Genomic DNA, 7,203 nt, shown 5'->3' with positions numbered 1-7,203 from the left:
GGCCGGGGCGCGATCGCGCCCCGGCCGCGGCGGCCGCGCTCGGCCTTCTGCTCGCGGCCACCGGGGCCACGGCGGCTCCGACGCCCTCGCCCTCGGGCCGCGAGATCCTGGTCCGCTACCCGCAAGCCCTCTCGGTCGTGGACCTGGAGGCGGCCGACGACTGGGGCCTCGTTCCGCTCTCGGGCACCGTCGAGGCGGCCGTCTTCGTGCGGGAACAGGCGGTCCTTCTCCTGCACAGCCCCGCTCGCCAGGAGCTTTCGGTGGTCGATGCCAGGCGCTACTCGCCCACCCGCTACCAGGTGCTCGCGAGCTATCGATCGCCCGAGCTTTCACGCCGGGGGATGCGCTTCGTCGCCTCGGCGAGCCGCTACTACCTCGCCGCGGGCCGCACGGCGGTGGCGGTGGTGGACCCGCGCACCCTGCTCGCCAAGCTGGGGGTCTACACCTTCGACTTCTTGCCCATGGTCGACGACACGGCCCAGCACGTGGCCCTCGACGAGGGCTTCTTCGCCCTCAGGAACGGTCAGCTCAGCGTCGAGGATCCGCGCTCGGGCATGCCCGCGCCGCAGTTCGTGCGCCTGACGGACCGGCCCTTGGAGCTTTTGGCCGATCCCTCGCGCTCGCGCCTCTACCTCTCGGCGAGCCGGCCGGGCGGCACCGGTGCCCTGCTGGTGCTCGACGCCCGGACCCGCTCGGTGGTCCACGAGCTGAACGTGTCGTGGCCCATCACCTCGATGGCCTGGCTGGAGGACGGCGCGATCGGGCTGCTGTCGGCGCCGCGCCGCCTGGTGGCGGTGTACGACCCGCTCAAGGATCGCTGGGGGAGGGTCTTCTCCTTGAAGGCGCCCGGCACGCCCCTGGGCCTGCTTTCGCTCGCGGAGCCCCAGGGCAGGCGCTTTTCGCCGCTTCAGGAGGATGCTCGATGAGGAAGCTGCTCGCCTCGGCTGCGATCGCGCTTCTTGCGACCTCGTGCGCGCTGTTCGATCGCAGCGCCCCGACGGTGCTTTCCGGCACGGTCACCGAGTATCCCTCCGGCCGGCCGCTTGCCGGGGCCACGGTGCAGGTGGGCGAGGGCAAGGCGATCCGGACCGATGCGCAGGGGCGCTTTTCGCTCGACGGGCTCGGCGCGAGTGCCAGCGTGCGCTTCTCGGCGCCGGGCTACGCCCGCGCCGCGCGGGTGTTCAGCCTGCTCCCCGGCGAGAAGCGCCTGGTGGACGTCCCCTTGCCGCGCGAGGGCACGCCCCTTGCCCCGAACCTCATCGTCTTCGAGCGCGGCGGGCGCATCTGGGGGGTGGATGGCCTCGGCAGCGACGAGCGGTGCCTGACCCCCGACGTCGAGGGGACCCAGGTCTCGCCCACCTGGCTTTCGGGGGCCTCCCAGTTCGCCTTCATCCAGCGCATTCCCGGCCGCACCCAGGTCTGGACCCGCTACCCGGACGGCCGCAGCGCGCGCTACGTCGGCGAGGTCGCCGACAGCGCCCACGAGCTCAGGTGGCATCCTCTGGGCGCCTTGATGGCCTACACCATGACGCGCTACAGCCCGAGCCGCGGCATGGTCAGCGCCGTGCGGTGGCTGGACATCAACACCGGCGCCCAGGGGGATCTCGCGTACGGGGCGGCCGAGGGCAATCCCGCCTGGTCGTACGACGGACAGCAACTCGCCTGGGCTCGCCGCGTCTCCCCCAAGCCCTGGCAGATCTGGGTGGCCGGGGCCAAGGGCGAGCGTCCCAGGGTCCTCGTCCCCCGGGGCAACGGGGTCGAGCCCGCATGGTCGCCCTCGGGAGCGCAGCTCGCCTACGCCTCCAACGCCAGCGGCACCTGGGAGATCTACATGGCAGGCCTGGCCACCGGCCTCAGCGACAGGCTGACCGAGAGCCCGCCCGGCGCCTGGTGCCGGCGGCCGATCTTCTCGCCCGAGGGCGATGCGATTCTTTACGAGAGCAATTACCATCCGGGCCTCGCCCAGCTCCAGGAGACGAGCGGCCTCTACCTCATGCGGCTTGCCGACCGGAGCGTGCGCCTGGTGGCGCCGGACGCCCGCTCGGCTGCTTGGCAAGGGGGGATCCATTAAATTCCCGTGAGATTTTCGTTTAATCTGCACTTAAACAAGCAAGAATGAAAACGAGAGTTCGATATAGGATAGTGAAAGCCGGGTGCGCGGGAGACGCACCCCGTCAACCAGTCAAGACAAGGGAGAAGACAAGCGATGAGCGGCAAGATCAACGGTAACGGCGGCCTCGGCGAGATTTTCAAGCGCATCCTCGCCGCCAACAGCGCCCCGGCCGACGCCACCCCCGCGACGACCGAAGCCGGTCGCTCGACGACGATGGGCGGCGACGTCAACCTGATCGGCACCGGCGGCGCGGCGCGCCTGGCCCGTGCGGCCGGCGCCTCGGCGGCCCCCGCTTCCCCCTCGGACCAGGTCCGCGGCGCCAGCGACCTCAACGATCTGATCGGCACCCTCACTCGGGGCGAGTTCCCCGGCCTCAAGCTCAACCCCATGCAGGCGGCGGGCCTGGCCACCTTCCTGCGCGACCAGCTGGCCCAGCGCGGGATGACCGACGAGCGCTTCGCTCAGCTCAAGGATCAGCTCGGCCGCTAAACGGCGCCAGGAGGAGGCTCCATGGGAGTCGACGGGATCTTCAACCACCAACCCTCCCAGCCGGATCAGCGCCGGGAGATCGGAGATCCGCGCCGGGACCCGCGCTTTTCTTCCGGCAGGGACCCCGGGGGCTTCGCCTTCCAGAAGGCGGCGCCCGAGGCCCAGGCGACACCGGCGCCGGCGCTCGGAGACGACCGCCTCCAGCTGACCCAGGAGACACCGGACAACCCCTTCCAGGCCCTGATCAACCACCGACAGCGCCGGCGCAGGCGCAAGCACGACGGCGACGCCAGCCTTCTCGACGGATAGGAGGAACAACCCATGGGTTCCATTTCGAATTCGACCGGCCCCTCGGCCCCCAAGCCCAATTTCGACGTCGGTGCCTCCTTCGAGCGGTCCGCCGTGGCCCAGCAGCGCCTCGAGAAGATGGCCGACGAGGCCGGTAACGTCGGCTTCTTCGGCCGCGTCGGCGACTTCTTCGTGCCCAGCCGGGTCGATAAGCGCGAGCAAAAGATGGAGGCCCTGCGCAACGCCAGCCAGCTCATCAACCAGATCCGCGAGGCGATGGTCAAGGCCGTCGAAGGCATGAGCCGCGGCTGATCTCACTCTCCCACGCCGATCCCCCCCTCTCGAGGGGGGGATCGCTGTCTTGGGCTTCCCTAGACACCATCCCCGGATTGTGAGACGATAAGGCCCATGCAAGCAGCCGGGAACCCGCTTCCCGGCCTCGCGAGAGGGTGTTCTCGACGCCCACGGAAAGACGCGTTGCCGACCAGCTGCCTGACCAGCCGCCTGACCAGCAACCAACAGCAAGAAGGAAGGTACACCGCACCATGGCCTACCGTGTAACGCTCATCCCCGGTGACGGCATCGGTCCCTCGATCACCGAAGCCACCGTCCGCTGCCTGGAGGCCACCGGCGTCCAGTTCGAGTGGGAGCGCTTCGACGCCGGCACCGACTACATGGCGCGCACGGGGGACACCACGCCGTTGCCCCAGGCCGTCATCGACTCGATCAAGAAGAACAAGATCGCCCTCAAGGGCCCGCTGACCACCCCGATCGGCACCGGCTTCCGCTCGGTCAACGTCGCGCTTCGCCAGGAGCTGGACCTCTACGCCTGCGTCCGCCCCTGCAAGCTCTACCCCTCGATCGAGTCCAAGTTCCAGAACGTCGATATCGTGATCGTCCGCGAGAACACCGAGGACCTCTACGCCGGCATCGAGTTCGAGAAGGGCTCGCAGGGCGTCGCCGAGATCACGGCCACCGTCGAGAAGCTGACCGGCAAGAAGATGAAGCCCGACACGGCCATCTCGCTCAAGCCCATCACCGAGGGCGGCTCCGAGCGCATCGTGCGCTACGCCTTCGAGTACGCCAAGCGCAACAACCGCAAGAAGGTCACCCTGGTCCACAAGGCCAACATCATGAAGTTCTCGGACGGCCTCTTCCTCGAGGTCGGCCGCCGCGTCGCCCAGGAGTACCCGGAGATCCAGTTCGAGGACCTGATCGTCGACAACACCTGCATGCAGCTGGTGACCCTGCCCCACAGCTTCGACGTGATCGTCACCGAGAACCTCTACGGCGACATCCTGTCGGATCTCTGCGCGGGCCTCATCGGCGGCCTCGGCGTGGCCCCCGGCTCGAACGTCGGCACCATCGCCACCGTCTACGAGCCCACCCACGGCTCGGCTCCCAAGTACGCCGGCCTCAACAAGGCCAACCCCCTGGCCCAGCTGCTCAGCGGCCTGATGATGCTGCGCGACCTGGGCGAGATGGACGCGGCCGGCCGCCTGGAAACGGCCATCGTCGAGTGCCTCAAGGAGCGCAAGGTCACCTACGACCTGATGCGCGACACCCCGGAGAAGGCCCTCTCGACCACCGAGTTCGCCGACGCCATCGTCGCCAAGCTCCACAAGACCGCGCCCGTCAGCGCCTAAGCTTCGGCTGTTCGAACGAAGGGGGCCCCGCAAGGGGCCCCCTTCACGTCGTCAGGCGCCGGCGAAGGGCGTTGGAGGCCAGGTGGGCCTGGCGGGTGGGCTCGGGCAGGCGGTACCCGCGGGCGCAGGCGAGCACCCACTGCGCGGCCGTCTCGTCCGAGATCCGGTGCCCGCACGAGACGTAGACCGGATTGACGCGATCCTTGGTCCGCACCGCGTAGCCCACCTGCTCGTGCCCGGCCATCAGCGCAGAGAGGCTCCCGCGCTCGGGCGAGAGCATCCCCGGAACACCCGTCAGCAAGCTCTTGGCGCAGCCGATGGTCGGCCGGTCCAGCAGGACCCCCAGGTGGCTCGCGATCCCGAAGCGGCGCGGATGCGCACGGCCCTGCCCGTCCACCACGATCAGGTCGGGGTCGGTCCCGAGCCGCTCCCAGGCCGCGAGCAGGATGGGGATCTCGCGAAAGGAGAGCAGGCCGGGGATGTAGGGCATCGTCAGCCGCATCCGGGCCTGGGCCACCTCGATCACCTCCAGGGAGGGAAATTCGAGCACGACGATGGCCGCGAACCCGTCGTCGCTCCATCGCTGGGTCGAGACGTCCACCCCGGCGATGGCGCGGACCTCGCCCACCTCGTCTCGGCAGCGCACGCTTGCTGCCAGGACGCGCTGGATCGCGACGGCCTCGGTGGGGTTTTGCGGGGCGATCCACTCGGGCCGATTCACGAACGCCTCCTGCGCAGCCAGGCCGGCCACGGTATAATGGGAAGGTACCCGTTGCTGCGCAAGCGAGGATCCATGCCCGCCCTTTCCCCACTGACTCGACGCATCCTCACCGGCCTCCTCGTCGTCGGCGGCCTCGCCTTCCTCTACGCGATCCACCAGGTGCTCGCCCCCTTCCTCGTGGCGCTGCTCCTCGTCTACATCCTCAATCCGCTGGTGGATCGCCTCGCCCTGGCGCGGATCAAGGGCCTGGTGCTCGGGCGAAAGGCGGCGGTCGCTCTCGTCTTTGCGGGCTTCTTCGCGGCGATCGGGATCGGGACCATGACGATCGCCCCTCATTTCTACGCCGAGGGCGTCCGCATCTCCAAGGAGCTACCGGAGCTTGCGCGGCACGTCGAGACCGACACCCTGCTCCCGATGCTCGAGACGGTCCAGCGCACCCTCGACTCGTACGGGGTGCCGATCGACGCGCGCGAGAATGTCCAGCAGGCGGTCTCGGGCCTGCTCCACTCAGGGGAGGGCCAGACCGCCTCGATCCTGAAGCAGGGCCAGGCGCTCGTGAAGGGGGTCTTCTCGACCATCTTCTCGGCGGTGCTGGTCTTCATGCTGACGGCCTTCATGCTTTTGGACTGGCCCCGCATGAAGCGGGGGCTCGCGGGCCTTTTCCCCGCGCCCTACCGCGACACCCTCCTGGCGCTGGGTCGCGACGTGGACCGGGGCCTGGCCGGGGCGATCCGCGGCCAGCTGGTCGTGTGCCTCATCAACGGGGTGCTGACCACCCTCGGGCTGCTGCTCCTGAACGTCAAGTTCGCGCTGACCATCGGCCTGATCGCCGGCGTCTGCAGCCTGGTGCCGATCTTCGGGACCATCATCTCCACCATCCCTGCCGTCCTCATCGCCTTCTCGCAGGGCTGGTGGGTCGCCCTCGAGGTGGTGCTGCTGATCGGCGTGATCCACCTGATCGAGGCCAACATCCTCAACCCCAAGGTCCTCGGCCACCACTCGGAGGTCCACCCGGTGCTGGTCATCCTGGCGCTGGTGGTCGGCGAGCACTACGCCGGGGGAATCGGGCTCTTGATCGCCGTGCCGGTGGCGGCGATCGTCCGCGCCCTGATCACCTTCCTGTACCGCCTGCTGGTCGTCGAGCCCGTCGCCGATCCGGGCGAGGTCGCGGTGGCCTCGCGCCCCGAGGCCGTCGGAGCCCCCAGCCCCGCCCCCTGAGGCGGCTTTATCCTGCTTCATTCTTGTGGCGCGGCGCGGACCCTGCGTATGCTGGCCGTCGAACCCGACTTGCGGGTCGCCGCTGGATCCGAAGTCAGGAAGGAGGCAACGGATGGCAGCTCGAATCGAGGCCGCTCCTCGCGCCTACTGGGCCAAGTGCGCCGCGGCCGGTTTGGCCGGCGGCGCGGTGATGGCCCTCTACCTGATGGTCACGAGCGCCGCCGAGGGCAAGGGCCTGTGGATGCCCGTCAACACCATCGGGGCGACGATCCCCGCCTTTAGGCCCCCCTCCTTCGCCATCCCCCCCGCGCCCGGCTTCGTCGCGGGCCCGAGCGTCACCGGCCTGGTGCTGCACCTCGTCGTCTCGGCGCTGTGGGGGATGTTCTACGGCATGGGGGTGGGGGCCTTCGTGCCGCGCCGCGTTCGGTCCTTCGGCTGGGAGACCCTCTACGCCGTCGGCTTCGGGTGCATGCTGTGGGTCTTCTCGGGCCTGCTGTTCACGCGGCTCATCAATCCGACCATGGTGGCCAACCTCGCGGGCAGCCCTCACTACTTCATCGGTCACCTCCTCTTCGCGCTGGTGACGGCGTGGCTCATCGCCGGAATGACCACTCGCAGCGAGGTGCTCATCACCTTCGCCCCCGAGTCCCGGGAAGCCAAGGAGCTCACCAGGCGCTGATCGGCTCGCACGTCGAGGCCGCCCCCACCGCGGGGCGGCCTCGACGTTC

General features: G+C 69.3%; 9 protein-coding genes. 8 read left to right on the top strand and 1 reads right to left on the bottom strand.

The genetic code is table 11. The features are described 5' to 3' along the window. From V6D00_10940 to V6D00_10915, 6 genes are all read left to right on the top strand, one after another. Positions 1-926, top strand: a 926-nt coding sequence (locus tag V6D00_10940) for a hypothetical protein (protein ID HEY9899686.1), incomplete at its 5' end; no start/stop codon positions are given. Then, positions 923-2,071, top strand: a complete 1,149-nt coding sequence (locus V6D00_10935) for a carboxypeptidase regulatory-like domain-containing protein (GenBank protein HEY9899685.1) — start codon at positions 923-925, stop codon at positions 2,069-2,071. The genes V6D00_10940 and V6D00_10935, both read left to right, overlap by 4 nt. Before the next feature lie 135 nt (positions 2,072-2,206). Beyond that, positions 2,207-2,602: a hypothetical protein gene (locus V6D00_10930; protein HEY9899684.1), complete on the top strand. Its 396-nt coding sequence runs from the start codon at positions 2,207-2,209 to the stop codon at positions 2,600-2,602. A gap of 21 nt (positions 2,603-2,623) precedes the next feature. Then, entirely contained in the window at positions 2,624-2,911 is a 288-nt protein-coding gene (locus tag V6D00_10925; GenBank protein ID HEY9899683.1) for a hypothetical protein, read from the top strand. A 12-nt stretch (positions 2,912-2,923) separates the two neighbouring features. Next, on the top strand, positions 2,924-3,202 hold the full coding sequence (locus V6D00_10920) for a hypothetical protein (protein ID HEY9899682.1): 279 nt from the start codon (positions 2,924-2,926) through the stop codon (positions 3,200-3,202). A gap of 233 nt (positions 3,203-3,435) precedes the next feature. Continuing rightward, positions 3,436-4,536: an isocitrate/isopropylmalate dehydrogenase family protein gene (locus V6D00_10915; protein HEY9899681.1), complete on the top strand. Its 1,101-nt coding sequence runs from the start codon at positions 3,436-3,438 to the stop codon at positions 4,534-4,536. Positions 4,537-4,579: 43 nt separating this feature from the next. Here V6D00_10915 and nfi read toward each other — a convergent pair whose 3' ends face one another. Next, positions 4,580-5,257 (bottom strand): deoxyribonuclease V, encoded by a 678-nt coding sequence (gene nfi / locus V6D00_10910; GenBank protein HEY9899680.1) that lies wholly within the window; start codon positions 5,255-5,257, stop codon positions 4,580-4,582. 72 nt (positions 5,258-5,329) lie between these two features. On the opposite strand from nfi, the gene V6D00_10905 reads away from it, so the two are divergent. Together V6D00_10905 and V6D00_10900 are read left to right on the top strand one after the other, a co-directional pair. Next, positions 5,330-6,475, top strand: a complete 1,146-nt coding sequence (locus V6D00_10905; GenBank protein HEY9899679.1) for an AI-2E family transporter — start codon at positions 5,330-5,332, stop codon at positions 6,473-6,475. A gap of 112 nt (positions 6,476-6,587) precedes the next feature. After that, the gene (locus V6D00_10900; protein HEY9899678.1) at positions 6,588-7,154 is read left to right on the top strand and encodes a hypothetical protein; all 567 of its coding nucleotides are present in this window, start codon (positions 6,588-6,590) and stop codon (positions 7,152-7,154) included. Positions 7,155-7,203: the final 49 nt, after the last annotated feature.

The sequence above is a fragment of the Pantanalinema sp. genome (assembly GCA_036704125.1).
GTDB lineage: Bacteria > Cyanobacteriota > Sericytochromatia > S15B-MN24 > UBA4093 > JAGIBK01.
Note: the sequence above shows the minus strand (reverse complement) of the source record. Positions and strands in the feature narration are given on the sequence as shown.

What these genes read in the sequence shown, in the direction of transcription:
- V6D00_10935 (HEY9899685.1), top strand. Translation starts at nt 923, where the DNA reads ATGAGGAAGCTGCTCGCCTCGGCTGCGATCGCGCTTCTTGCGACCTCG.
- V6D00_10930 (HEY9899684.1), top strand. Translation starts at nt 2,207, where the DNA reads ATGAGCGGCAAGATCAACGGTAACGGCGGCCTCGGCGAGATTTTCAAG.
- V6D00_10925 (HEY9899683.1), top strand. Translation starts at nt 2,624, where the DNA reads ATGGGAGTCGACGGGATCTTCAACCACCAACCCTCCCAGCCGGATCAG.
- V6D00_10920 (HEY9899682.1), top strand. Translation starts at nt 2,924, where the DNA reads ATGGGTTCCATTTCGAATTCGACCGGCCCCTCGGCCCCCAAGCCCAAT.
- V6D00_10915 (HEY9899681.1), top strand. Translation starts at nt 3,436, where the DNA reads ATGGCCTACCGTGTAACGCTCATCCCCGGTGACGGCATCGGTCCCTCG.
- V6D00_10905 (HEY9899679.1), top strand. Translation starts at nt 5,330, where the DNA reads ATGCCCGCCCTTTCCCCACTGACTCGACGCATCCTCACCGGCCTCCTC.
- V6D00_10900 (HEY9899678.1), top strand. Translation starts at nt 6,588, where the DNA reads ATGGCAGCTCGAATCGAGGCCGCTCCTCGCGCCTACTGGGCCAAGTGC.